This window comes from Geodermatophilus sp. SYSU D00684 (genome assembly GCF_054050455.1).
Window position 1 is genome coordinate 169,723 of record NZ_JBJGZI010000004.1, and the last position, 22,862, is coordinate 192,584.

Here is a 22,862-nt window from a genome sequence, read left to right on the forward strand (position 1 = left end):
TGAACTCCTCCCAGTCGAGGAGTGTTCTACCGGCGCTCCCGCGAGTGCGGACGCGCGGGGTGGCCCGCCCTGGGCGCACCGGCGGCCGAGCCCGACGTCCCGGCGGCGGCGGCCAGCGCCTGCAGCGCGGTGCGCACCATCAGCCGGATCCCGACCCCGATGGCCCGCTCGTCGACGTCGAAGGTGCCGCGGTGCAGGTCCAGCGGCGCGCCGCCGCCGTGCGTGCCCAGCCGGGCCAGCGCGATCGGCAGCACGTCGGCGAACCAGCCGAAGTCCTCCCCGCCCATGCTCTGCGGCGACTGGCGCAGGTTCTCGCTGCCGACGGTCTGCAGCGCCGCGGTGCGCAGCAGCGCCACCGCGCGCGGGTCGTTGACCACCGGCGGCACGCCGGGGACGTACTCCACCTCGACGCCGGCGCCGGTGGGCGCCACCACCTGCTCGACCAGCTCGCGCAGCAGCCTCTCGGCGCGCTGCCACTCGTCGCGGTCGAGCACCCGGACGGTGCCGCGCAGGGTGCCCCGCTGCGGGATGGCGTTGGCCGCGACGCCGGCGTTGACCGCGCCCCAGACCAGCGAGAACCCGGCCCGCGGGTCGACCTTGCGCGACAGCAGCCCGGGCAGCCCGGTGACCAGGCGGCCCAGGGCGTCGACCAGGTCGACGGTCAGCTGCGGGCGGGCGGTGTGCCCGCCGGGACCGGTGAGCGTGACGTCGATGCGGTCGCAGGCGGCGGTGATCGAACCGGTGCGCAGGCCGACGGTGCCCACCGGGATCGCCGGGTCGCAGTGCAGCGCGAACGCCCGGGACGCGCCGTCGAGGACGCCGGCCGCCACCACGTGCGTCGCGCCGCCGGGGACGGTCTCCTCCGCCGGCTGGAACACGCAGCGCACCCGGCCCGGCAGGTCGTCCAGCGCGGCGAGCGCCAGCGTCGCGCCGAGCAGCACGGTGGTGTGCACGTCGTGGCCGCAGGCGTGGCACATGCCCTCGCGGGTGGAGGCGTAGGGGACGTCCTTGAGGTCGGCCAGCGGCAGTGCGTCGATGTCGGCGCGCAGCACCACCGTCGGGTCGCCGGACCCGATCTCGACCACCAGCCCGGTGCCGCTGGGCAGCCGGCGCGGCGCGAGCCCGGCGCCGGCGAGCCGCTGCTCGAGGAACGCCGTCGTCTCCACCTCGGCGAAGGCCAGCTCCGGGTGCATGTGGAGGTGCCGGCGCACGCCGACCAGGGAGTCGGTGCGGTCGGCCACCCACGCATCGAGCCCGGCGGCCAGTTCCTCGGGGCTCCGGGTCATGCGGCGTGGCCGCCGGCGCACGCCGCCGGGCCGGGGACGGGGCCGTCGGGGCCGGCCGCCGGCCCGGAGGTGGGCAGGCCGTCCCGCAGCTCGGCGAGCAGCCCGTCGACGACGACGCGCAGGTCCCCGCCGGACGCCAGCGCCGCGGCCCGCTGCCGCTGGTAGGAGGCGCCGACGGCGAGCACCCGCTCCACGCCCGCGAGCTCCGCCTCGCAGCCCAGCCGCTTCGCCGTCGGGGTCAGCTCCTCGGCGAGGTCCAGCAGAGCCTGCCGCACCGGGCGCACCGTGCCCTTCTCGTCCACCACCACGTCGGCGTCCAGGCCCCAGCGTGCCGCGCGCCACTTGTTCTCCTTCACCACCCAGCTCGGCGGGGTGGGCAGCGTGTAGCCGCGGTCGAGCTGGGTGTCGAACTGCTCGACCAGGCACTGCGACAGCGCCGCGACGACGCCGACCTCCTCGAGCGTGGGCAGGCCGTCGCAGATGCGCAGCTCCACGGTGCCGAAGCCGGGGTGCGGGCGGATGTCCCACCACACCTCGCGCACGCTCTCGATGGCGCCGGTGGAGATCAGCGTCTCCATGTAGGTCTCGAAGCCGGCCCAGTCGGGCAGCTGGGTGGGCAGCCCCGCCGTCGGCATGGCCTCGAAGACCTTGCTGCGCGCCGAGGCGAGCCCGGTGTCGCAGCCGACCCAGAACGGCGAGGACGCGGACAGCGCGAGGAAGTGCGGCACGTACTGGGTCAGCGCGTTGACGATCGGCATCGCCTTGTCCGGCGAGCGGACCCCGACGTGCACGTGGACGCCGAAGATCTGCAGCCGCCGGGCCAGCCACTGCATCCGCTCGACCAGCTGCAGGTACCGCTCCTTGGGCGAGATCAGCTGCGTCTGCCAGTCGGTGAACGGGTGGGTGCCGGCGCACAGCAGGCCCAGGCCGCGGCGCTCGGCGGCGGCGGCCACCTCGGCGACCGTGCCGGCGAGGTCGGCGGTGGCCTCCTCGACGGTGGTGCACACGCCGGTGATGACCTCGACGGTCGACTGCAGCAGCTCGTGCTTGGCCTTGGGGTGCTCCTCGGCACCGTCGGGCCGGATCTCCTCGAGGATCTCCGTCGCCCCGGCGGTGAGCTCCCGGCTCTCCCGGTCGACGAGCTGCAACTCCCACTCCACGCCCAGGCTGGAGCGCTCCGAGGACGAGAACGGGATCTGCACGCTGCCGAGGATAGGGACGACGGCGCTCCCGCACCGCCTGAACAGCGCGGACCCCCGCGGACTCAGCCCGCGGCGGCGACGGTGTCCGGCTCCGGGGTCCGCGGCCGCGGGAGCAGCGCGGCGGGCGGCACCCGGCCGGTGACGGCGGCGACGGCGCGGCGGCCGTAGAGGTCGGGGTGGACGCGCACGCCGCACAGGTCGCGGCCGACCACCGAGACGCCGCGGCCGTCGTCGGTGGGCACCACGGCCTCGACCCGCGACCACGGGATGCCGTGCACGTCGCCGTCGGCGTCGGTGTGGGCGAGGCCGTCGTCGGAGACGACCAGCGCCACCCGCGCGGCCGGGTCGAGCAGCCGGCGCAGCAGCGGCGGGCGGAACACCGTGCCGGCCGGCAGCTCCCGGAGGGTGCCGCACAGCGGGCGGCGGGCGACGCCGGCCGGGCCGTCCCAGGCGGCGGTGTCGGGCACGCCGAGGACGGCGGTCGCCCCGGCCCGGCGCAGCGCCGCGGTCACCTGCGCCGGCGTCACCGCGCGCCAGGCGGCGAGGGTGTCCGCGGCCGGGCGGAACGGCAGGCCGGTGGCCGCGCAGTAGGCGGCGTCGGCCAGCTCCGTGCCGACGGCGTCCTCGTCGTCCAGCTCGGCCTCCAGCCCCGCGACGGCGTGCGCGACCTCCGCGGCATCCGGCCCGTCGGCGCACAACTCGGCGAAGGTCTGCCACAGCAGGCCCGCCACCTCGGCGTCGCGGCCGGTCCGGGCGTCCACCACGACCGCCACCTCGCGCCGGTCGGGCGCGAGGTCCAGGGTCAGGGAGTCGACGCCGTAGGACAGCCCGCGGTCGTGCCGGGCGCGCTCGCGCAGCCGGTCCTGGAGCACGTCGACGCCGACCGTCAGCGCGGCGTCGCCGGGGGTGTCGGTGGCCAGCAGCAGGCCGACGCCGGGGGCGTCGGTGTGCGTCCAGACCGGCCCGTCCTGCGGGCGCGGGACCGGCACCCGGCGCGCCGGGCGCGGCCCGTCGGGCAGCGGCAGCCGCAGGCCCCCGGGCAGCGGGCCGTGGCACCACAGCGCGGCGTTGGAGCGGACGAACCAGCGGGCGGCGTGCGCCCGGACGGTCTCCTCGGTCAGGTACTCCGGCCCCGGCCCGGCCGAGACGGTCAGGCCCGGCCCGGTGAGGCCGTAGCGGGCGGCCCACAGCGCGCTGACCGTGGAGGAGCCGGTGCCGCAGCCCTCGGCCTGCAGCACGCCGGCCTCGGCGGCCAGCCGCTCGGTGGGCAGGTCGGCCAGGGCGCGGCAGACGCCCTCCAGGAAGGCGGCGACGGCGTCCGGGCGGCCGGTGGCGAAGAAGGCGGTGCTGTCGACGTCGGTGACGGCGTTGCAGCGCAGGTGCGTGCGCGGGAGCGCGGCCATGGCCAGGTGCTCGACGAGGTGGGTGACCTCGATGGTCGGGAACGTCTCGTCGCGCAGGCCGACGCCGAAGACCAGCGCCGCCGTCGTCCGCTCCCGCCCGCCGGCGGTGAACACCGGGACGCCGTCGATGACCGTTCGCTGCACCGAGCCATGGTCCGGGAGCCGGCCCGTCGTCCCCGGCCGACACGCGGCCGGAGACGACGGGGACGGGTGGGTCGGCGCCGGCCGGGCCCCCGGTGACCGCCTCAACCGGCGGGGACGGCGGCCGGGCGCGGCACCGACCAGCGCTGCGGGTGCACGACCTCCCGCAGTCGGGCGCTGACCTGGTCGACGGCGCGCTGGCCGAACACCGCCTTCTCCACCGGCACCATGCACAGGTTGCCGCCGACGACCACGACCCCGCCGTCGTCGAGGATCGGGAAGACGTTCTCCACCTGCCCCCAGCCGATCGCGTGCACGTCGCCGTCGGCATCGCGGTGGGCGATGCCCTGGTCGCCCAGCACGATCGCACGGTCGCCCACCCGGCCGAGCACCCGCCGGCCCAGCGGCGGCCGGATGGTCCGGCCCGGCACCGGCTCGCGGGTGAGGCCGCACAGCAGCCAGCGCTGCAGGCCCGGGAGGCCGGCGAACTCCGACCACTCGGGCACCTGCAGCAGCGCGCTGCCGCGGACCCGCCGCAGCGCGGCCTGCACCTCGGCGGCGGTGACCCGCGAGCAGGCGGCCAGGCCCTCGGCCACGGTCAGCGGGGCGATGCCGGTGACGGCGGCGAGGGCGGCGTCCATGAGGTCGGAGCGGACGAGGTCGTCCTCGTCGGCGGCGTCCAGGTGCTCGGCGAGGCCCTCGCGGGCGTGCGCGATCTCGTCCTCGCCCGGGCCGGTGCGGCACAGCTCCTCGAACTGCGTCCAGAGGATCTCCGCGACCGCGCCCTCCTGCCCCTCCCGGGCGTCGACGAGGACGGTCACCTCGCGGCGGTCCGGGTCGACGTCGTGGGTGACCACGTCGGCGGAGTAGCTCAGGCCGCGCTCGGTGCGCGCGAGGTCCTGCACGCGCTCGCGCAGCACGTCGGCGCCCATCCGCAGCGCCGGGTCCCACGGGCCGGTGGCCGACAGCTGCAGCCCGACGCCCGGCGTCCACGACTTGGTCCACGACGGCGCCGCCTGCGGGCGGGGCACGGCGGGGCGGTGCGGCGGCACCGGCCGGTCGGGCAGGTCCAGGCGCAGCCCCTCCGGCAGCTCGCCGTGGCAGACCAGCGCGGCGTTGCCGCGGACGAACCAGGTGGTCGCGTGCGCGCGGATGAGCTCGTCGGGCAGGAACTGCGGACCGGGGCCGCCGGCGAAGGCGATGCCCGGGCCGGTGAGGCCGTAGCGGGCGGCCCACAGGCTCTCGACGAGCCCGCCGCCGGCGCCGGAGCAGTCCTCGGCCTGCAGGACGCCGATCTCGGCGTCGGCCCGGGACAGCGACAGGCCCGACAGCGCCGCGCACACGCCCTCGACGAACTCGCGCACCGCCTCGGGCCGGCCGGTGGCGTAGAACGACGTCGAGTCCACCGTCGTCGTGCCGTTGCACTGGATGTTGCGCTTGGGCAGCGAGCCCATCACCAGGTGCTCGACGAGGTGGGTGAGCTCGCGCGTCGCGTAGGTCTCGTCCCGGACGCCGACGCCGAACACCAGCGCGAGCGTCGTCCGGCGCGGCCCCGGGGCGGAGAACACCGGCACGCCGTCGATCTGCAGGGTCTGCACGGGGCCATGGTGCGGACCGGTACCGGCGGTCCCCGGCGACACGCCCACGCGGGGACGGCTGGGGCTGCTGTGCCGACCGGCGGCCCGGGTCGCCGCGACGGCGCTGGGTTAGCGTCGCCCGGTGAGCGCACCCGATCCCGCGGCCCTGGCCGTCACCGCCGCCGCCGACCTGACCGCAGCCCTCGGGGACGGCCACGACGTCGCCGTCGTCATGGGCTCGGGCTGGGCCCCCGCGGCCGACGCCTTCGGGGAGGCCGCGGCCTCCGTCGCCATCGGCGAGCTGCCCGGCTTCGCCGCCCCCACGGCGGTCGGGCACGGCGGGCAGGTGCGGTCGGTGCGCGTCGGGGACCGGCGGGTGCTGCTCTTCCTCGGCCGCACCCACCTCTACGAGGGCCGCGGCGTCGAGCCGGTGGTGCACGGGATCCGCACCGCCGCCGCGGCCGGGGTGCGCACCGTCGTCCTCACCAACGCCGCCGGCGGCCTCGCGCCCGACCACCGGGTCGGCCAGGCGGTCCTGATCGCCGACCACCTCAACCTCACCGCCCGCTCGCCGCTGGTCGGCGCCACGTTCGTCGACCTCACCGACCTGTACTCCGCGCGGCTGCGCGAGCTGGCCCGCTCCCTCGACCCGGACCTCACCGAGGGCGTCTACGCCGCGCTGCCCGGCCCGCACTACGAGACGCCGGCCGAGATCCGCATGCTGCGGACCCTCGGCGCGGACCTCGTGGGCATGTCCACGGCGCTCGAGGCGATCGCCGCCCGCGCCGCGGGGATGGAGGTGCTGGGGCTGTCGATGGTCACCAACGCCGCGGCCGGCATCACCGGCGAGAAGCTGGACCACGAGGAGGTGCTCGCCGCGGGCAAGGCCGCCGCCGGGCGGCTCGGGGAGTTCCTGGTCGAGTTCATCGGGCGCCTGCCGTGACCGGTTCGATCCTGGACACCGCCCGCGCGTGGGCCGCGGCCGACCCGCACCCCGGCGACCGGGCCGAGATCGAGGCGCTGATCGCCGCCGGGGACACCGCCGAGCTCGCGCGCCGCTTCGCCGGGCCGCTGACCTTCGGCACCGCCGGGCTGCGCGGGCCGCTGCGCGCCGGGCCGGCCGGGATGAACGCCGCCGTCGTCACCCGGGCCGCCGCCGGGCTGGGCGCCTGGCTGGCCGCGCACGGGCACGGCGGCGGGGCCGTCGTCGTCGGGTTCGACGCCCGGCGCCGCTCCGACGAGTTCGCCCGGGTCACCGCCGCGGTGCTGTCGGCCGCCGGGTTCGCCGTCTCGGTGCTGCCGCGGCCGCTGCCCACGCCGGTGCTGGCGTCGGCGGTCCGGTCGCTGGGCTGCGTGGCCGGCGTGATGGTCACCGCCAGCCACAACCCGCCGCAGGACAACGGCTACAAGGTCTACCTCGCCGACGGCGCCCAGCTCGTGCCGCCGGCCGACCGGGAGATCGAGGCCGCGATCGCCGCCGTCGGCCCGGCGGGCGAGGTGCCCACCTCCGACGCGTGGACCACCCTCGGCGACGACGTCGAGGCCGGGTACGTGGCCGCCGTCGTGCGCGCGCTGCAGCCCGAGCGGGTCGACGCCGCCGCGCGGGCGGACCTCACCGTGGCCTACACCGCGATGCACGGCGTCGGCGCGGCCACCACGCGGGCGGTGTTCGCCGCCGCCGGGCTCGCCCCGCCGGTGAGCGTGCCCGAGCAGGACGCCCCCGACCCGGCGTTCCCGACGGTCACCTTCCCCAACCCGGAGGAGCCCGGCGCGGTCGACCTGCTGCTCGCGCTGGCCGACCGCTGCGGCGCCGACGTCGCCATCGCCGAGGACCCCGACGCCGACCGCTGCTCGGTGGTGTGCGAGGGCCGGCAGCTCACCGGCGACGAGGTGGGCGCGCTGCTCGCCGACTGGCTGCTGCGCCGCGGCGTGCGCGGCACGTACGCGGCCTCGCTGGTCAGCGGCTCGCTGCTGTCCGCGCTCGCGGAGGCGCACGGCGTGCGGTTCGCCGAGACGCCGACCGGCTTCAAGTGGATCATCCGCGCCGGCACCGACGAGCAGCCGCTGGTGTTCGGCTACGAGGAGGCGCTGGGCTACGCGGTCACCCCGGAGGTGGCCCGCGACAAGGACGGCATCTCCGCCGCCCTCGCCGTCGCGCTGCTGGCCGCGGAGCTGAAGCAGAGCGGCCGCACCCTGGTCGACCGGCTCGACGAGCTGGCGCGCGAGCACGGGCTGTTCGCCACCGGCCAGCTGTCGGTGCGGGTGGAGGACCTCTCGCTCATCTCCGGCGCCATGGAGCGGCTGCGCGCCGACCCGCCGGCCCGGCTGCTCGGCCGGGCGGTCACCGCCGGCGACCTGCTGGCCGAGGACCCCCCGGTCGACGCCGTCCGGCTGCTCGGCGACGGCGTCCGCGTGGTGGTCCGGCCCAGCGGCACCGAGCCCAAGCTCAAGGCGTACCTGGAGACGGTGGTCCCGGTGCACGACGACGCCGGGATCATCGCCGCCCGGGGCCGCGGCGCGGACGAGCTCGACCAGCTGCGCGGCGAGATGGCGCACGCGCTGGGGCTGTAGCCGTGGACGTCGGCGCGCTGGTCCTCGACGTGTTCGGCACGGTCGTGGACTGGCGCGCCGGCGTGGCCCGGGAGGCGGCCCGGCTGCTCGGCCCGGACGTCGACGCGCACGCGTTCGCCGACGCCTGGCGGGCGCGGTACCAGCCGTCCATGGAGGAGGTGCGCTCCGGCGGGCGGCCGTTCGTCCCGCTCGACGTGCTGCACCGCGAGTCGCTGCCGGAGGCGCTGGCCGAGGTCGGCGTCGACGACGTGCCGGACGACGTCGCCGCGGAGCTCGTGCTGGCCTGGCACCGGCTCGACCCGTGGCCGGACGCGGTGCCGGGCCTGACCCGGCTGCGGCGGCGGTTCGTGCTGGCGCCGCTGTCCAACGGCGGGGTGCGGCTGCAGGTGGACCTGGCGCGGCGGGCCGGGCTGCCGTGGGACCTCGTGCTCGGCGCCGAGGTCGTCGGCCGCTACAAGCCCGACCCGGAGGTCTACGACTCCGCGGCCCGGCTGCTGGCGCTGCCGCCGTCGGCGGTGCTCATGGTGGCCGCGCACGTCGACGACCTGGCCGCCGCGCGGGCCCGCGGGCTCCGGACGGCGTACGTGCACCGGCCCGCCGAGTTCGGCGGGACGCGGGTGCCGCCGGGGAGCGACCCCGACGCCGACCTGTCGGTGTCCTCGCTCGAGGAGCTGGCCGCCGCCCTGGGCTGCTGAGGCCGGTCAGCCGCCGTGGCGGGGCCGGGTGCCGGTGCCGCGCCGGCCCGCGGCCACGGAGCCGCCCGCGGCGAGCAGCGCGATCACCAGCCAGCCGATCCCGGTGAGGACGTCCCGCTGCTCCCCGGCCGCGTCGCGGGTCTCCACCCACAGCACGGCGGCGGCGGTGCCGAGCAGCCACAGCAGCACCGGCAGCGGCCGCCAGCGGCGGAGGTCGGCCATCACGACCACGGGTGCGAGGACGACCACCCCGACCAGCACGATGATCACGCCGGGAGTGTGCCGGACGGGTCCCTCACCTGCGGCGCCGCCCCGGGCGGGCCCGTGGCGGGGACCACGCGAGGGTCCAGCTCTCCCCCACCGGCAGCGCCCGCCAGCGCCGCCCGGCGTCGGCCAGGGCGGCCGCGGCGGCGGCCAGCCGCTGCGGCGGCAGGTCCAGCGCGGCGGCCTCGCCCGGCAGCACCGCCGCGCCGCGCGCGGAGCGGGACACGAGGTCGGCCACGCCCTCGGCCCGCGTGACGGCGGCCGCGCGCTCCCGCTTGAGCCGGGCCGACCGCTCGGCCGCGTGCGGGGGCTGCCGCCCGGAGACGTGGCGCATCGTCGTCCAGACGACGCCGTCGGCGATGCAGCCCCAGATGCCCTCGCGCATCCCGAGCTCGGTCTCGACCAGCGCGTGCACCAGGTCGTGCGGCAGGTCGGCCCCGCCCCCGGCGCCGCGCAGGGCGAACACCACGCCGTCGTCGCGCTCCACGCGGGTCTCCACCGGACGCCGGTCGGCCAGCCGGGAGAAGGTCATCCGCACCCCTCCAGGCTGGCCGGTCCGGTCAACCGGTTTCACCGGGTCGCGAGTCGCGGCTCCCGCCGGGCCGGGTGCGGGGCGCCGTCGTACTGGTTGCGGCCGGGCTCGCTCGGCGAGAAGCCGAGCGTCACGAGCAGGACGATCGCGCCGGCGATCGGGACCAGGCCCCACAGCAGGAACCAGCCCGAGCGGCCGGTGTCGTGCAGCCGGGTCACCGCCGCGCTGATCGAGGGCGCGAACAGCGCCAGCGAGACCAGCAGGGTGATCGGCCCGCCCGAGAAGGTGACGTCGGCGCTGGAGGAGTAGTAGCCGTAGGACTCGTGGCTCGCCGTGTACCAGGCGGTGCCGAACGCGATGTCGGCCCAGATCGCCGCGACGCTCGCCGCCCACAGCGGCAGCGCGTAGTGCAGCCAGTAGGTGCGCCGGTCGATCCGGCCGCGGCGGACGTACCAGCTGCTGTCCGAGACCGCCCGCGCGTCCGCGCGGTCGTGGCCGAGGTACGAGTAGTCGCTCATGTCGTCTCCCTGTCCGGCCCCGGACCCCGGGGCTCCCCGTCGTCGGGGAGACGGTGTCGACCGGTGCTTGTCCGGCCCTTGCGCGCGACTGGAGGCCGCGCCGCAAGTCGGCCTCAGGCGGGGACGTCCTCCCGGCAGCCCGAGGCCAGAGCCCGCTCGGCGGCGGCCAGCACGACGACGACCTCGCGGCCGAAGCCGACGTCGCACGGGTGCGCGCCACCGGTGACCGCCGCCGCGGTCAGCTCCTCGACCGCCGCCGTCAGCGACGCGATCGGGCTCTCGGTGTCGGGCAGGAGCACCAGCCGCCCGGCGTCGCCGTGGACGGAGAACTCGATGCCGGTCGCCAGCGGCGCCACGGTGTGCGACAGCGTGACGGTCGAGGCCACGCCGGGGGTGGCGTGCTGCAGGACCAGGTGCACGGTGTCACCGGCACCCGCCCCCGCCTGCACCGACACCACCGGGCCCAGCGCCGGCACCAGCAGCGACAGCGCGTGCGGGCCGATGTCCCACAGCGCCCCGTAGCGGCGGCGCCAGGCCGAGTCGAAGGGGCTCCCGGCCAGCGCCGACAGCCACGAGGCGGCGCCACCGGCCAACCGGGTGCGGCCGGCCTGGGCCAGCCACGACGTCGTCTGCGCCTGGAACCGGAAGGTGAAGAACACGACCGAGGCGACCCCCGCGGACCGCACCGCGGTCACCACCCGGTCGGCCTCGTCGACGGTCAGCCCGATCGGCTTCTCCAGCAGCAGGTGCCGGCCGGCGGCGGCCGCCTGCTCGGCCAGGGGCACCTGGACGTCCGGCGGGACGGCGACCGACACCGCGTCCACCTGCTCGAGCAGCGCCGCGAGGTCGCTCGTGCCGGGGACGTCGTACTCCGCGCCCACGTCGGCGGCCTTGGCCGCGTCCCGCCCCCAGATGCCGGCGAGCTCCGCGGTGGGGTGCGCGGCGATCGCCGCCGCGTGCACGGTGCGGGCCCAGTGACCGGTGCCCAGGACGGCGAACCGCACGGTCAGACCGCACCGAACTGGCGGTCCCCGGCGTCGCCGAGGCCCGGGACGATGTACGCCTTCTCGTTGAGGCCCTCGTCGACGCTGGCGGTGAACACCCGCAGCGGCAGGCCGCTCTGCTCCAGCCGCTCCAGGCCGACCGGCGCGGCCAGCGCACACAGCACCGTGATCTCGGTGGCGCCGCGCTCCGTGAGCAGCGTGCAGCAGTGCACCAGCGAGCCGCCGGTGGCCAGCATCGGGTCCAGCACGAACACGTGCCGGCCGACCAGGCTCTCCGGCAGCGACGCCATGTACGCCTCGGGCTGGAAGGTCACCTCGTTGCGCGCCAGGCCGACGAAGCCCATCTGCGACTCCGGCAGCATCCCGTGCGCGGTGTCGGCCATGCCCAGCCCGGCCCGCAGCACCGGCACGATCAGCGGCGGCGCGGCCAGCCGGTAGCCGGTCGTCGTCGTCACCGGGGTGGTGATCGGCTCCTCGGCGACGGCGAGGTCGCGGGTGGCCTCGTACACCAGCATCTGGGTCAGCTCCCGCAGCGCGGCCCGGAACGCGGCGTTGTCGGTCCGCTCGTCGCGCATCCGCGACAGACGGGCACGGGCGAGCGGGTGGTCGACGACGGTCAGCTGCACGGGCGCCACCGTATCGGTCAGGGCGCGACGGCCAGGAACAGGAAGCCGGCCAGCAGGACCAGGTGCACGACGCCCTGCAGCCGGGTCGCCCGGCCGGGCACCACGGTGAGCACCGCGACGACGACGGTCACCGCGAGCAGCACCATCTGCGTGGCGCCGAGGCCGAGCAGCAGCGGCCCGTCCAGCCAGATCGAGGCGACCGCGATCGCCGGGATGGTCAGCCCGATGCTCGCCATCGCCGACCCGAACGCCAGGTTCAGGCTGGTCTGCAGCCGGTTGCGGCGGGCGGCGTTGGCGGCCGCGAGCGTCTCGGGGGCGAGTACCAGCAGCGCGATCACCACGCCGACGAACGACTGCGGGAAGCCGATCGCGGCCACCCCGGCCTCGATCGCCGGGGACTCCACCTTCGCCAGCCCGACGACGGCGACCAGCGCCACCAGCAGCAGCCCGAGGCTGGTCAGCGCGGTGCGGTCCGACGGCGGCTCGGCGTGCTCGTCCTCGTCGTCGCGGCTGCCGCCGACGGGGACGGGGAGGAAGAAGTCGCGGTGCCGGACGGTCTGGGTGACCACGAACGCGCCGTAGAGCACGAGCGAGGCGAGCGCGGCGAAGGTCAGCTGCGCCGTCGAGAACTCCGGCCCGCTGACGGTCGTCGTGTAGCTGGGCAGCACCAGGCACATCACCGCGAGGGTGAGGACGGTCGCCAGCGCCGCCCCGGCCCCCTCCCGGTTGAAGACGACGACGTCGTGCCGCAGCGCCCCCAGCAGCACCGACAGCCCGAGGATGCCGTTGCAGGTGATCATCACCGCGGCGAACACGGTGTCCCGCGGCAGCGACGCCGCCTCCGGGCCGCCGGACGCCATCAGCGTGACGATCAGCCCGACCTCGATGACGGTGACCGCGACGGCGAGCACCAGCGACCCGAACGGCTCCCCCACCCGGTGGGCGACCACCTCGGCGTGGTGGACCGCGGCCAGCACCGCGCCGACGAGGGCGACCGCGTCGACCACCACCACGAGCGCCCCGGGGTCACGCCCCCAGGTGAGCGCCAGGAGGACCACCGCGGCCACGGGCGCGACGGTGGTCCAGGACAGCAGGGCCGGTCTCGTCGTCGTCGTCGCCACGTCCCCACGCTGCCATGCCCGGCCGGCTCCCCCGGGTGACCGCGGTCCCGGAGTGACCGGTCGCACTGGGAGGATGGGCGCATGACCCACGTGCTCGACCCCGGGACGCTGGCGGCCGGGACCCGGCCCGGCCCGGGGCCCGCGGCGCCGTTCGACGACGTGACCCGCTCGGACGCCGCCCTCCGCGCCTTCCTGCACGGCCTGCCCGGTGTCGACCAGGTGGGAGCCGAGCAGCGGGCCGCCACCCTCGGCACCCGCTCGATCAAGACCACGGCCAAGGCCTGGGCGATCGACACCGCGATCTCGATGGTCGACCTGACCACCCTGGAGGGCGCCGACACCCCCGGCAAGGTCCGCTCGCTGGCGGCCAAGGCCCGCCGGCCCGACCCCGGGGACCCGACCGCCCCGTCGGTCGCCGCCGTCTGCGTCTACGGCGACCTGGCGGGCGTCGCGCGGGAGGTCCTGCAGGGCACCGGCATCCACGTCGCCGCCGTCGCCACCGCGTTCCCCAGCGGCCGCGCCAGCCGGGAGGTCAAGCTCGCCGACGTCCGCGACGCCGTGGGCAACGGCGCCGACGAGATCGACATGGTCATCGACCGCGGCGCGTTCCTCGCCGGCCGCTACCTCGAGGTGTTCGAGGAGATCGTCGCCGTGAAGGAGGCCTGCGGGGACGCCCACCTCAAGGTCATCCTCGAGACCGGCGAGCTGGTCACCTACGACAACGCCCGCCGCGCCTCGTGGCTGGCGATGCTCGCCGGCGCCGACTTCATCAAGACCTCCACCGGCAAGATCTCCCCCGCCGCGACGCTGCCGGTGTGCCTGGTGATGCTCGAGGCGGTCCGCGACTTCCGCGCCGCCACCGGCACCCAGGTCGGCGTGAAGCCCGCCGGCGGCATCCGCACCACCAAGGACGCGGTCAAGCACCTGGTGCTCGTCAACGAGACCGCCGGCGCCGACTGGCTGTCCCCCGACTGGTTCCGCCTCGGCGCCTCCAGCCTCCTCAACGACCTGCTCCTGCAGCGGCAGAAGCTGCGCACCGGCCACTACTCCGGCCCCGACCACGTGAGCGTCGACTGATGACCACCAGCCCCCTGTTCGAGTACGCCCCCGCCCCCGAGTCCCGCTCGATCGTCGACGTCGCGCCGTCCTACGGCCTGTTCGTCGACGGCGAGTTCGTCGACGGCTCCGGCGAGACCATGAAGACGGTCAACCCGGCCACCGAGGAGGTGCTCAGCGAGATCGCGGTGGGCACCGAGGCCGACGTCGACCGCGCCGTGAAGGCCGCCCGCCGCGCGTACACCCGGGTGTGGGGCCCGATGCGCCCCGCGGACCGCGGCAAGTACCTGTTCCGGATCGCGCGGATCCTGCAGGAGCGGGCCCGCGAGTTCGCCGTCCTGGAGTCCCTGGACAACGGCAAGCCGATCCGGGAGTCCCGCGACGTCGACGTCCCCCTGGCCGCGGCGCACTTCTTCTACCACGCGGGCTGGGCCGACAAGCTCGCCCACGCGGGCCTCGGGCCCGACCCGCGGCCGCACGGCGTGGCCGGCCAGGTCATCCCGTGGAACTTCCCGCTGCTGATGCTGGCGTGGAAGGTCGCCCCGGCGCTGGCCACCGGCAACACCGTCGTCCTCAAGCCGGCCGAGACCACCCCGCTGACCGCGCTGCTGTTCGCCGAGGTGTGCCGGCAGGCCGACCTGCCGCCGGGCGTGGTGAACATCGTCACCGGCGCCGGCGACACCGGCCGGGCCGTCGTCGAGCACGAGGACGTCGACAAGGTCGCGTTCACCGGCTCCACCGAGGTGGGCCGCTCGATCGCCCGCGCCGTCGCCGGCACCCGCAAGGCGCTGACCCTGGAGCTCGGCGGCAAGGCCGCGAACATCGTCTTCGACGACGCCCCCATCGACCAGGCCGTCGAGGGCATCGTGCGCGGCATCTTCTTCAACCAGGGCCACGTCTGCTGCGCGGGCTCCCGGCTGCTGGTGCAGGAGTCGGTCCACGACGAGGTGATCGCCTCGCTGCAGCGGCGGATCGGCACGCTGCGGGTGGGCGACCCGCTGGACAAGAACACCGACATCGGCGCGATCAACTCCGCCGAGCAGCTGGCCCGCATCCGGGAGCTGTCGGAGATCGGGGAGGCCGAGGGCGCGCAGCGCTGGCAGCCGGACTGCGACCTGCCCGACCGCGGCTTCTGGTTCCCGCCGACGGTGTTCACCGACGTCTCCCCCGCCCACCGGATCGCCCGCGACGAGGTGTTCGGCCCGGTGCTGTCGGTGCTGACCTTCCGCACGCCCGACGAGGCGGTGGCCAAGGCCAACAACACCACCTACGGGCTGTCGGCCGGCATCTGGACCGAGAAGGGCTCGCGGATCCTGGCGATCGCCGACCGGCTGCGCGCCGGCGTGGTGTGGGCCAACACGTTCAACCAGTTCGACCCGACGTCGCCGTTCGGCGGCTACAAGCAGTCCGGCTACGGCCGCGAGGGCGGCCGGCACGGGCTCGCCGCGTACCTGAAGGAGAGCTCCCGGTGATCGGCAGCGAGCGGCTCGCCGTCCGCAAGACCTACAAGCTGTACGTGAACGGGGCCTTCCCGCGCTCGGAGTCCGGCCGCACCTACGAGGTCACCGACCACAAGGGGACGTTCCTCGCCAACGCCGCGCTGGCCTCCCGCAAGGACGCCCGCGACGCCGTGGTCGCCGCGCGGGCCGCGTTCGGGAAGTGGTCGCGCGCCACCGCCTACAACCGCGGCCAGGTGCTCTACCGGGTCGCGGAGGTGATGGAGGGCCGGCACGCGCAGTTCTGCGAGGAGGTCGCCGCCGGCGAGGGGCTGTCGGCCGGCCGCGCCCGCGCCGTCGTCGACGCCGCCATCGACCGCTGGGTCTGGTACGCGGGGTGGACCGACAAGCTGGCCGCCGTCCTGGGCAGCGCCAACCCGGTCGCGGGGCCGTTCTTCGACTTCTCCCTGCCCGAGCCGACCGGCGTCGTCGCGGTCCTCGCCCCGCAGCGCTCGTCGCTGCTCGGCCTGGTCAGCGTGCTGGCGCCGGTGCTCGCGGGCGGCAACACCGCCGTCGTCGTCAGCTCGCACGAGCGGCCGCTGCCGGCGGTCACCCTCGGCGAGGTGCTGGCCACCAGCGACGTCCCCGGCGGCGTGGTCAACCTGCTCACCGGCGACGCCGGCGAGATCGGCCCCTGGCTGGCCGAGCACGACGACGTCGACGCCGTCGACCTGACCGGCGCGCCCGCCGGCCGGGCCATGGAACTCGAGCGGCTGGCGGCCGGCAGCATCAAGCGGGTGCTGCGCCCGCCGGCGGAGGAGCCGGACTGGACCGCCGACCCCGGCACCGGCCGGATGACGCGGTTCCTGGAGACCAAGACGGTGTGGCACCCGAAGGGCGTCTGACCGCCCTCAGCCCGCCGCGGGCGGCTCACCGGCCCGGTCGCCGGTGAGCCGCCGGGTGGCCTCGAGCTGGGCGGCGGTCGCGGCGCGCAGGTCGCCCACCGCCTCGCCCGCACCGCGCGGCGCTCCGCCCGACGACCGGCTCACCGGTCACCACGTCGACTGGGACGAGCCGGTGCGGGCCTGAACCCGGGGGTGCGCTCCCAGGCGCACCGGGCAGGATGGGCTCCGTGGCCAGGCCCAGCATCGTCCCCATCGCCCTCACCGTCGACGACCGCACGGGTTACACCCTGTGGGCGCCGCCGTGGGAGGAGGACGGCGAGGAGTGGCAGGCCTTCCTCGGCACCTCCGAGGGGGAGACCGCCACGGTCCACCTCTTCCCCACCCCGGCCGCGCTCGCCGCGTTCTGCCGCACCGCCACCGACCACGACCTCGCCGACCACCCGGTCTGGCCGGTCGTCGTCGGGCTGGGCGCCGCGGACCTGACGCCCGACGACGACCACCGCTACGACCTCGACGGCGTCTACGACATCGCCGCCGAGAACCCGGACCGGTGGGCGGTCGAGGAGCTCGCGGCCACCATCGACATCGTCAGCCGGCTGGCCGAGTGCCTGGACACCGCCGGGGACGACGACGAGGAGGGCACGACCGCCGCGCGGGCCGGCGCGGACACCGACGACGAGGACGCCGACGAGGACCTCGACGGCGACGAGGAGACCGAGTTCCCCTCCCTCGCCGAGCTGGTGGCCCGGCCGGAGATCGGGTCGCTGGGCCTCGGGGTCGACGCGTTCGTCGGCCGCTCGGGCGAGGACGCCTGGATCGGCGTCGGCGGCGCGCTCGACGAGCTGTGGGAGGACGTCATCGAGGAGCTGTCGGCGCACCTGGACTGGACCGGCGCCGGCACGACCACCCTCGAGGCCTACCCCTCGGCCGCCGACGAGGACGAGACCGACGACGACCTGGCCGACGACGACCTGGCCGACGAGGACCTGGCCGACGAGGCGCCCACCGGTGCCCGCGCCGGCCGCGGCGCGGAGGCCACCGTCGCCCGGGGCCGGGACGGCTCGGCCGACCGCCCGGCCGCGGGCTCGACCGCGGCCGCGCCGGAGGAGACGGTCACCGCCGGGGTGAGCACGATCCGCGGCGGCAGCCGGATCACCGCGACCCCGGCCGCGGTCGCCGCGGCGGCGGAGTTCTGGGAGGCCGTCGGCATCCTCCCGGTGGAGCTCGTCGTCCCCGGGGGCGCCGGCGTGACGCTGCGCTGCTACGTGGAGGACGTCGCCCGGTTCCTCGGCCGCGACGGCGAGGTCTACCTGTTCGACACCCCCGCCGACCTCGCCCGGTTCTGCGCCGGCGACGAGCAGCACGACCTCACCGAGATCGCGTCCTGGCCGGAGGTGGCCGACACCGACGTCATGCCGCTGCCGGCCGAGCAGGACCGCTACGACCTCACCGAGCTGTCCGAGGTGCTCGCCGAGGTGGCCGGGGGCGCGGCGGGGCTGGTCGACCACCGGGTGTTCGCCCAGCCGGTCGAGGGCGTGCGCGACGTCGCCGAGTACGCGGGTCTCACGCGGGTCGACGAGCTGCTCGCCCCCACCGCGCCGCTGGGTCGCGCGGTCGCGCGCGGCGAGCGGGAGCCCGGCGCCACCCTGCGCGCCGAGGACGCCGCCCCGCTGCGGGAGGCCTGGGACGAGGTCGTCGCCCAGGTCGGCGGGGCGCTGGTCTTCCGCCACTGACGGGCGTCCTCCGGGGCCGGATCCGGGGCACGGCCCGGCGGCCGGGACCTCTCTGCCGCGAGCTCGTGCTCTGCCCACAGGTGTGGGCAGAGCACGAGCGAGCGCGGAACAGCACCACGGCCGGCCCCGGGGTCCCGGGGCCGGCCGTGGTGAGGTGCTGGAACGGGCCCCCGTCCCCCCGCCGCGAGCGGTGGGGGGACGCGGGGTCCGTCGTCAGTCGCGCGCGGGCGCGGGGCGGTCGGAGCGCCCGCCGCGGTGGCCCTCGCCGGGGCCGCGGTACCGGTCGCGGTCGCCGGAGGGCCGGCGCGGACGGTCGTCGCGACGGCCGCCGTCGCCGTAGGAGCGGCGCGGACGGTCGCCGTCGCGGCGCGGACGCCGGCCGCCGGGGCCGCCGTGCGGACGGCGCGCCTCGCGGGCCGGCCGCTCGACCGGCTCCACCGGCACGCCGCTGGCGACGAGCTCGGCGATCGGGGCGTCGCCCGGCCGGATGCGGCTGACCTGCGGGTCCACCTTCGCCTGCCGGAACCGCCGCTTGGCCTGGCCGACCTGGTCGGGCAGCAGCAGGGAGACCACGACGCCGCCAGCACCGGCGCGGGCGGTGCGGCCCGAGCGGTGCAGGTAGGTCTTGTGGTCGGCCGGCGGGTCGTAGTGCAGGACCAGCGAGACGTCGTCGACGTGGATGCCGCGGGCGGCGACGTCGGTGGCCACCAGCACGGGGCTGCGGGCGTCGGTGAACGCCTCCAGCGCCCGGCGGCGGGCCGACTGCGGCAGCCCGCCGTGGATCGCCTCGGCCTTGATGCCGACGGCCTGCAGGTTCTCGGTGAGCCGGTCGACGCCGAGCTGGGTGCGGGCGAACACGATCGTCCGGCCCGGCCGCGCGGCCAGCTCCTGGGTCACCGGCACCTTGTCGCGGAAGGCGACGCTGTAGGCCAGGTGCTCGGCCGGCGGGGCGTCGTCGCCGGGGCGCTTGACCTCGTGCCGCGCGGGGTCGGTCAGGTAGCGGCGGACCAGCGTGTCCACCTCGCCGTCCAGCGTGGCCGAGAACAGCAGCCGCTGGGCGTCGGGGCGGGTCTGGTCGAGCAGCTCCTGCACGACGGGCAGGAAGCCGAGGTCGGACATGAAGTCGGCCTCGTCGACGACGCTGACCTCGACCTCGGCGAGGGTGACCTCGCGCTGGCTGATCAGGTCCTGCAGCCGGCCGGGGGTGGCGACGACGACGTCGACGCCACGGCGCAGCTGCGAGATCTGGCGGCCCATCGAGGCGCCGCCGTAGACGGTGGCGAACTGGGCGCCGATGGCCTGACCGAGCGGGGCCAGGTTGTCGGAGACCTGCTGGGCGAGCTCGCGCGTGGGCACGAGCACCAGCGCCCGCGGGGCGCGCGGGCCGCGGCGGGCGGTGAGGCCCATGCGGGCGAGCATCGGCAGGCCGAAGGCCAGGGTCTTGCCGGACCCGGTGGCCGCCTTGCCCAGCACGTCGCGCCCGGCGAGGGCGTCGGGCAGGACGGACGCCTGGATGGCGAACGGAGCGCGGATGTCGCGCCGCTCGAGAGCGGTCACCAGCTGCTGGGGCAGGCCCAGCTGGGCGAACGTGGGGCCCGCCGGGGCGGGGGTGTCGGGGGTGCTCTGGACGTCGACGGTGTCGGACGTGGTCATGCGGGGGTGGGGACTCCGATACAGCTCGGGCGCGTCCCGTGGTGGTGCGCGGGCGCCACCCCTGCGACGGGGCCGGGCGTCCTCACTGGCGACCGCGGGCGTCGACGACGCGGCGGTCTGCACGGATGCGCTCATGCCCGGACGGACCGTCCGGGAGGATGTCCGGCGAGTGCCGGCACACCCACGGTAACAGCGCCGCCCGGTCCGCCCTTCCGCGGCGGGCGGTGGCCGTGATCACCCGCGGAGGGCGGCGTACCCCGGGCGGACGACGTCGTCGAGCAGCCGGGCCCGCTCGGCGTCGTCGGTGAACGCCGCGGCCAGCGCCCGCTCGGTGACCGTCTGGAGGTCGTCCCAGCCCCAGCCGTGGGCGGCGGCGACGTCGGTCAGCTCGCTGGTCACCGAGACGCCGCTCATCAGCCGGTTGTCGGTGTTCACCGTGACCGCGAAGCCCAGCCGGTGCAGCCGGCCCACCGGGTGCCGCGCGATCGAGGGGTAGGCGCCGGTCTGCACGTTCGACGACGGCGCGACCTCCAGCGGCACCTGCTCGTCGAGCACCCGCCGCGCGAGCGGGCCGAGCGGGCCCTCCATCGGCACCTCGTCGGCGATCCGCACGCCGTGCCCCAGCCGCTCGGCGCGGGCGCCGTCCAGCGCGGCCCGGATGCTGTCGACGCCGGCCGCCTCGCCGGCGTGGATGGTGCGGTGCGCGCCGGCGCGGTCGAGCAGCGCGATCGCCCCGGGGATCCGGTCCGGCGGGAAGCCGATCTCCGGCCCGGCCAGGTCGAAGCCGACGACGCCGGCGTCCCGGTAGCGGACGACGAGGCCGGCGACCTCCTCCCAGTGGTCCTCCTGCCGCATCGCGCACAGCAGCGCGCCGACCGTGATCGGCGTCCCCGCCGCGGCCGCCTCGGCGCTGCCCGCGGCGAACCCGTCGAGGATCGCCTCGACGGCCTCCTCGATGGGGGTGCCGCCCGCGGTCACCAGCTCCGGCGCCATGCGGACCTCGGCGTACACGACGCCGTCGGCGGCGAGGTCGAGGGCGCACTCGCGGGCCACCCGGCGCACCGCCTCGGGCCGCTGCATCACCCCGACGGTGTGCGCGAACGTCTCCAGGTACCGCACCAGCGAGCCGGAGTCGGCGGCCTCGCGGAACCAGGTCCCCAGCGACTCCGCGTCGGAGGCGGGGAGGGCGCGGTAGCCCGCCTCGTCGGCGAGCTCGAGCACCGTCTGCGGACGCAGCCCGCCGTCGAGGTGGTCGTGCAGGAGGACCTTGGGCGCGCGGCGGACCGAGTCGGCGTCGAGTGGTGCGGGCACCACCCGACGCTATCTCGTGCCGCGCTCCTGCCAGCGGAAGGTCAGGACGCACAGCACCAGACCGGCGGCGCACCACACGGCCAGCACCAGCGCCACCCGCCCGAGCTCCCAGGACCCGGCCGGCTCCTGCGCGGCGAGCGCGTCGGGGAGGAACACCGAGCGCAGGCCCTGCGCCATCCACTTGAGCGGGAACAGCGACGCGATCGTCTGCATCCAGCCCGGCACCTGGCTGAACTGGAAGAACACGCCGGAGATGAACTGCAGCACCAGGGCGATCGGCGTGACCGTGGCCGACGCCGACCGGCCGTTGCGCGCGAGGCTCGACACGGCGATGCCCAGCAGCGTGCACGCCGCGGCGCCGAGCGCGGTCACCCAGGCGAAGGTCAGCCAGTCGCGGCCCGAGGGCAGGTCGACGTCGTAGAACACCGCCCCGACCGCCAGCAGGACCACGATGATCAGCACCGTGACGGCGAGGACCTGCACGACCTTGCCGACGAAGTAGGCGCTGCGCGGCATCGGGGTGCCGTAGAGGTGCTTGAGCGTGCCGTCGGCGCGCTCGGTGGCGATCGAAATCGCCATGTTCTGCAGGCTCGCCCCGAGGATGCCCGCGGCGATCACCCCGGCCAGGAAGTACTGGACGAAGCTGACCCCGCTGCCGAGGTCGTAGTCGAGCACCGCGCCGAACACCACGAGCAGCAGCACGGGGAAGACGAGGGTGAACACCACCGACTCGCGCTGCCGGAAGAACTCCTTGAGCTCCACCCCGGCGCGGGAGCGGTAGACGGCGGGCAGCGACGGCAGCGCGGCGCGCTCCCGGGTGACGGTTCCGGCGCTCACGCGCGGGCCTCCCCGATCATCTGCAGGTACACGTCCTCGAGGGTCGGGCGGGCCACCGCCAGGTCGGGCACCTCGCCGGGGAAGCGCGCGGACAGCGCGGAGACGAACGCCGTCGGGGTCGCGGTGGCCTCGCTGCGCCGGACGCCGTCCTCGGTCCAGCTGACCACCGCCGGCGCGCGCCCGCGGCCGCCCAGCTCCGACGGGACGGCGACCTCGGCCAGCCGGCCGCGCGCGATGACGCCGACCCGGTCGGCCAGCGCCTCGGCCTCGTCCAGGTAGTGGGTGGTGAGCAGCATCGTGGTGCCGAGGTCGCGCAGCGAGCGGATCAGCGACCAGAACTGCCGCCGTGCCTCGGGGTCGAAGCCGGTGGTCGGCTCGTCGAGGAACAGGAGGGCGGGGCGGCCGACGATGCCGAGCGCGACGTCGAGCCGGCGGCGCTGCCCGCCCGACAGCGAGCGCCCGCGGGCCCGGGCCTTCTCGGTCAGCCCGACCAGCTCGAGCACCTCGTCGGGGTCGCGCGGGTCGGGGTAGTAGGACGCCTGCGCGCGCAGCAGCTCGCGGCAGGTCAGCTGGCTGTCCCCGGCGCCGGACTGCAGCACGATGCCCAGCTGCGCCTTCCACCGGCGCCCGCCCGCGGCCGGGTCGGTGCCGAGCACCCGCACCTCGCCGCCGTCGCGGTCGCGGAAGCCCTCGCAGATCTCGACCGTCGTCGTCTTGCCGGCGCCGTTGGGGCCGAGCAGGGCGAAGATCTCGCCGCGCCGGATGTCGAGGTCCAGGCCGTCGACGGCGGTGGCGGCGCCGTAGCGCTTCACCAGCCCGCGGACGGAGATCGCCGCGTCCGGATCGAGGGGCTCCCCGGCGCGCGGGGCGGCGGTGGAGGTCGGTACCGCGGACGTGCTGGTCACGAGGACCCAGTGTGCTCTCCGATCGCGGCTCCGCGCCGACCGCCCTCCGTGTGCACGTCCGCGGACGTGCACGCGGAGGGCGTCGG

Annotated in this window: 22 protein-coding genes; 7 read left to right on the forward strand and 15 right to left on the reverse strand. The window is 76.4% G+C overall.

All coding sequences use genetic code 11. From position 1 onward, the window contains the following. Nucleotides 1–26: 26 nt before the first annotated feature. The 4 genes from ACI79L_RS04215 to ACI79L_RS04230 form a co-directional block, all read right to left on the reverse strand. Nucleotides 27–1,286 (reverse strand): amidohydrolase, encoded by a 1,260-nt coding sequence (locus tag ACI79L_RS04215; RefSeq protein ID WP_456935567.1) that lies wholly within the window; start codon nucleotides 1,284–1,286, stop codon nucleotides 27–29. Then, nucleotides 1,283–2,488, reverse strand: a complete 1,206-nt coding sequence (locus ACI79L_RS04220; RefSeq protein WP_456935568.1) for a glutamate--cysteine ligase — start codon at nucleotides 2,486–2,488, stop codon at nucleotides 1,283–1,285. The genes ACI79L_RS04215 and ACI79L_RS04220 overlap by 4 nt, the downstream gene beginning before the upstream one ends. A gap of 62 nt (nucleotides 2,489–2,550) precedes the next feature. After that, nucleotides 2,551–4,035, reverse strand: coding sequence for a hypothetical protein (locus ACI79L_RS04225; RefSeq protein WP_456935569.1), 1,485 nt, complete (start codon nucleotides 4,033–4,035; stop codon nucleotides 2,551–2,553). A gap of 101 nt (nucleotides 4,036–4,136) precedes the next feature. Further along, nucleotides 4,137–5,630, reverse strand: coding sequence for a hypothetical protein (locus ACI79L_RS04230; protein WP_456935570.1), 1,494 nt, complete (start codon nucleotides 5,628–5,630; stop codon nucleotides 4,137–4,139). Nucleotides 5,631–5,751: 121 nt separating this feature from the next. Here ACI79L_RS04230 and ACI79L_RS04235 point away from each other — a divergent pair, with 121 nt between their 5' ends. From ACI79L_RS04235 to ACI79L_RS04245, 3 genes are read left to right on the forward strand one after another with little or no spacing between them, the layout of a single operon-like run. Next, complete coding sequence (locus ACI79L_RS04235) at nucleotides 5,752–6,552, forward strand: purine-nucleoside phosphorylase (RefSeq protein WP_456935571.1); 801 nt, start codon at nucleotides 5,752–5,754, stop codon at nucleotides 6,550–6,552. Beyond that, nucleotides 6,549–8,180 (forward strand): phospho-sugar mutase, encoded by a 1,632-nt coding sequence (locus tag ACI79L_RS04240; RefSeq protein WP_456935572.1) that lies wholly within the window; start codon nucleotides 6,549–6,551, stop codon nucleotides 8,178–8,180. Before ACI79L_RS04235 ends, ACI79L_RS04240 begins: the two co-directional genes overlap by 4 nt. Nucleotides 8,181–8,182: 2 nt before the next feature. Continuing rightward, nucleotides 8,183–8,875 carry a haloacid dehalogenase type II gene (locus ACI79L_RS04245; RefSeq protein WP_456935573.1) on the forward strand — a complete coding sequence of 231 codons (693 nt, stop codon included), beginning with the start codon at nucleotides 8,183–8,185 and terminating at the stop codon, nucleotides 8,873–8,875. A 6-nt stretch (nucleotides 8,876–8,881) separates the two neighbouring features. Here the strand turns inward: ACI79L_RS04245 and ACI79L_RS04250 are convergent, their stop codons facing one another. The 6 genes from ACI79L_RS04250 to ACI79L_RS04275 form a co-directional block, all read right to left on the reverse strand. After that, nucleotides 8,882–9,145, reverse strand: a complete 264-nt coding sequence (locus tag ACI79L_RS04250) for a hypothetical protein (RefSeq protein ID WP_456935574.1) — start codon at nucleotides 9,143–9,145, stop codon at nucleotides 8,882–8,884. Between the two features lie 25 nt (nucleotides 9,146–9,170). After that, nucleotides 9,171–9,671 carry a hypothetical protein gene (locus ACI79L_RS04255; protein WP_456935575.1) on the reverse strand — a complete coding sequence of 167 codons (501 nt, stop codon included), beginning with the start codon at nucleotides 9,669–9,671 and terminating at the stop codon, nucleotides 9,171–9,173. Nucleotides 9,672–9,709: 38 nt separating this feature from the next. Continuing rightward, on the reverse strand, nucleotides 9,710–10,189 hold the full coding sequence (locus ACI79L_RS04260; RefSeq protein WP_456935576.1) for a DUF805 domain-containing protein: 480 nt from the start codon (nucleotides 10,187–10,189) through the stop codon (nucleotides 9,710–9,712). 113 nt (nucleotides 10,190–10,302) lie between these two features. Continuing rightward, on the reverse strand, nucleotides 10,303–11,193 hold the full coding sequence (locus ACI79L_RS04265; RefSeq protein ID WP_456935577.1) for a Gfo/Idh/MocA family protein: 891 nt from the start codon (nucleotides 11,191–11,193) through the stop codon (nucleotides 10,303–10,305). 2 nt (nucleotides 11,194–11,195) lie between these two features. Beyond that, complete coding sequence (upp, locus tag ACI79L_RS04270; protein WP_456930009.1) at nucleotides 11,196–11,819, reverse strand: uracil phosphoribosyltransferase; 624 nt, start codon at nucleotides 11,817–11,819, stop codon at nucleotides 11,196–11,198. A gap of 17 nt (nucleotides 11,820–11,836) precedes the next feature. Beyond that, nucleotides 11,837–12,940, reverse strand: coding sequence for a calcium:proton antiporter (locus tag ACI79L_RS04275; protein ID WP_456935578.1), 1,104 nt, complete (start codon nucleotides 12,938–12,940; stop codon nucleotides 11,837–11,839). Nucleotides 12,941–13,021: 81 nt separating this feature from the next. Here ACI79L_RS04275 and deoC point away from each other — a divergent pair, with 81 nt between their 5' ends. The 3 genes from deoC to ACI79L_RS04290 are packed head-to-tail and all read left to right on the forward strand — an operon-like array spanning nucleotide 13,022 to nucleotide 16,337. After that, complete coding sequence (gene deoC / locus ACI79L_RS04280) at nucleotides 13,022–14,017, forward strand: deoxyribose-phosphate aldolase (protein ID WP_456935579.1); 996 nt, start codon at nucleotides 13,022–13,024, stop codon at nucleotides 14,015–14,017. Beyond that, nucleotides 14,017–15,468, forward strand: coding sequence for an aldehyde dehydrogenase family protein (locus tag ACI79L_RS04285; protein WP_456935580.1), 1,452 nt, complete (start codon nucleotides 14,017–14,019; stop codon nucleotides 15,466–15,468). The genes deoC and ACI79L_RS04285 overlap by 1 nt, the downstream gene beginning before the upstream one ends. Then, nucleotides 15,465–16,337, forward strand: coding sequence for an aldehyde dehydrogenase family protein (locus ACI79L_RS04290; protein ID WP_456935581.1), 873 nt, complete (start codon nucleotides 15,465–15,467; stop codon nucleotides 16,335–16,337). Before ACI79L_RS04285 ends, ACI79L_RS04290 begins: the two co-directional genes overlap by 4 nt. A 6-nt stretch (nucleotides 16,338–16,343) precedes the next feature. Here ACI79L_RS04290 and ACI79L_RS04295 read toward each other — a convergent pair whose 3' ends face one another. Beyond that, a complete protein-coding gene (locus ACI79L_RS04295; protein ID WP_456935582.1) occupies nucleotides 16,344–16,481 on the reverse strand; it encodes a hypothetical protein in 138 nt (45 codons plus the stop codon). Nucleotides 16,482–16,564: 83 nt separating this feature from the next. On the opposite strand from ACI79L_RS04295, the gene ACI79L_RS04300 reads away from it, so the two are divergent. Next, nucleotides 16,565–18,070 (forward strand): hypothetical protein, encoded by a 1,506-nt coding sequence (locus ACI79L_RS04300; protein ID WP_456935583.1) that lies wholly within the window; start codon nucleotides 16,565–16,567, stop codon nucleotides 18,068–18,070. 213 nt (nucleotides 18,071–18,283) lie between these two features. Here ACI79L_RS04300 and ACI79L_RS04305 read toward each other — a convergent pair whose 3' ends face one another. From ACI79L_RS04305 to ACI79L_RS04320, 4 genes are all read right to left on the reverse strand, one after another. Further along, nucleotides 18,284–19,723, reverse strand: a complete 1,440-nt coding sequence (locus tag ACI79L_RS04305) for a DEAD/DEAH box helicase (protein WP_456935584.1) — start codon at nucleotides 19,721–19,723, stop codon at nucleotides 18,284–18,286. Nucleotides 19,724–19,957: 234 nt separating this feature from the next. Beyond that, on the reverse strand, nucleotides 19,958–21,034 hold the full coding sequence (locus ACI79L_RS04310) for an adenosine deaminase (RefSeq protein ID WP_456935585.1): 1,077 nt from the start codon (nucleotides 21,032–21,034) through the stop codon (nucleotides 19,958–19,960). 9 nt (nucleotides 21,035–21,043) lie between these two features. Next, nucleotides 21,044–21,871: an ABC transporter permease gene (locus ACI79L_RS04315; protein ID WP_456935586.1), complete on the reverse strand. Its 828-nt coding sequence runs from the start codon at nucleotides 21,869–21,871 to the stop codon at nucleotides 21,044–21,046. Beyond that, nucleotides 21,868–22,776, reverse strand: a complete 909-nt coding sequence (locus ACI79L_RS04320) for an ABC transporter ATP-binding protein (protein ID WP_456935587.1) — start codon at nucleotides 22,774–22,776, stop codon at nucleotides 21,868–21,870. The genes ACI79L_RS04315 and ACI79L_RS04320 overlap by 4 nt, the downstream gene beginning before the upstream one ends. Between the last annotated feature and the right edge of the window lie 86 nt (nucleotides 22,777–22,862).

Coding starts and splice junctions, on each gene's coding strand:
- ACI79L_RS04260 (WP_456935576.1), bottom strand. CDS start 10,189: ATGAGCGACTACTCGTACCTCGGCCACGACCGCGCGGACGCGCGGGCG.
- ACI79L_RS04215 (WP_456935567.1), bottom strand. CDS start 1,286: ATGACCCGGAGCCCCGAGGAACTGGCCGCCGGGCTCGATGCGTGGGTG.
- ACI79L_RS04255 (WP_456935575.1), bottom strand. CDS start 9,671: ATGACCTTCTCCCGGCTGGCCGACCGGCGTCCGGTGGAGACCCGCGTG.
- deoC (WP_456935579.1), top strand. CDS start 13,022: ATGACCCACGTGCTCGACCCCGGGACGCTGGCGGCCGGGACCCGGCCC.
- ACI79L_RS04305 (WP_456935584.1), bottom strand. CDS start 19,723: ATGACCACGTCCGACACCGTCGACGTCCAGAGCACCCCCGACACCCCC.
- ACI79L_RS04285 (WP_456935580.1), top strand. CDS start 14,017: ATGACCACCAGCCCCCTGTTCGAGTACGCCCCCGCCCCCGAGTCCCGC.